Genomic DNA, 1,526 nt, shown 5'->3' on the forward strand with positions numbered 1-1,526 from the left:
CGCCGGCGGATGGCGCGACGTTCGGCGGCCTCCTCGTCCTGGCCCCAGACCGAGATCTGGTAGTCTTCGTCGAGATGGGCAGCTTCCCAGGCCGCCTCGGCATCGATCAAGCCGTTGGCGAGGGCCAGCAGGACGATGGTGGACCCCGTCAAGGTCATGACGTTATGGGCGCCGGCGAGCGCGAGCGGAGCAGGGATCCTGTCGACCTGCCGGGCGACGGCGGCAAGTGTCTCGGGCGGCTGCTCGGCGAAGACGACGCCCTCGGCCAGGACGAAGCGGGCGCCGATCAGCGCTTCGATGTCTCTGACGATGGGCTGCCAGATCTCATCCTGACGCGCGACGAGCGCCTCCGGTTCGCCGGCACGATAGCAGAGCGCATCCGAGGCAGCGTAGCGCACGATCTCGGCGCGCACCGCGTCCTGCTGGTCCTCAACGCCGTCGAGCGCCGAATTGACGAGGCGCGTCAGCGGCATCCGGGCGGGATCGATCCGCTCGGCCTGCCGGTCCCATTCGGCGGCGAGTGCCTGCGCAACCTCGCGCGATCCGACTGCCAGCGGCTTGCGGGCGGGGGTGCGGGCGGTGCGGCCATCGAGCGCGACATGGAAGAGGCCGTCACGCTCCAGCACCCCGGCCTCCTTGTAGAAGCGCGCGGGCAGGGGATTGCGCATGGCCTGCTGGGCGGCCGCCACGGGATCGGGCTGGCTGGCGCCAGGCGAACCGAAGCGGGCAAGGAAATCATCGGTGGACATGCCGCTGCCATACCCCATTCGCGCCCGGCACGAAACCGGTGGTTCAGGCTGCCCGGACGCGACCGAGAAACTGAGCGACTTCGGCGTCGAGGTGAGACGACTGGAGCGAGAGTTGGTCGGCCGATTCGGCGATGTGGCCGGCGGCCTCGTCGGTTTCGGCGGCAACGCGGCTGACGATGTCGATGTTGCTCGCGGCGGCGATCGTCTCGTCGGCGGCCTGGCGAATGTTGTCGGCGATCCCGGTGGTGGCCGCGTTCTGCTGCTCGACGACCACGGCTACGGTGCCGGAGATCTCGTTGAGCGAGCCGATCGTCGCGTTCATCGTGTCGATTGCCGCGGCGGCCTCCGCGCCGGAGCGGTGGATCGCCTCGATCTGGCCCTGGATTTCCTCGGTGGCGCGCCAGGTCTGGTTCGCCAGCGACTTGATTTCCTGAGCGACGATCGTGAAGCCGCCGCCGGACCGGCCGAGCCGCGCTGCCTCGATCGAGGCATTGAGCGCGAGCAGGTTGGTATGCTTGGCGATCGTCGAGATCACGCCCGCGATGTTGCCGATCTCGTCGGCCTTGCGCGAGAGATCGCCGACGGTGTGGAGAACGTTGCCGGCCTGCAGCGTCGCGGCCCCGACGATGCGCGCCGTTTCCGCCACCTGCCGGTCCACCTCGGCGAAGGATTGCGCAAGCTCGGAGGTGACCTGCGTCACTGCGATGACGTTGGATGAGGTTTGCCGCGAGGATTGCGAAGCGGCCGTCGAACGCTGCAGCACCTCCAGCGCGCCGT

General features: G+C 69.0%; 2 protein-coding genes. Both read right to left on the minus strand.

Features of this window, described 5'->3' with window-relative positions; translation table 11 throughout:
- A partial coding sequence (locus ACIPIA_RS16015) for an ATP12 family chaperone protein (RefSeq protein WP_400510965.1) occupies positions 1 to 749 on the minus strand: 749 nt, incomplete at its 3' end.
- A 43-nt stretch (positions 750 to 792) separates the two neighbouring features.
- The coding region (locus ACIPIA_RS16020) for a methyl-accepting chemotaxis protein (RefSeq protein ID WP_400510966.1) at positions 793 to 1,526 on the minus strand (734 nt) is incomplete at its 5' end.

It is taken from the genome of Allobosea sp. CER48, assembly GCF_044752385.1.
Classification (GTDB): Bacteria; Pseudomonadota; Alphaproteobacteria; order Rhizobiales; family Beijerinckiaceae; genus Allobosea.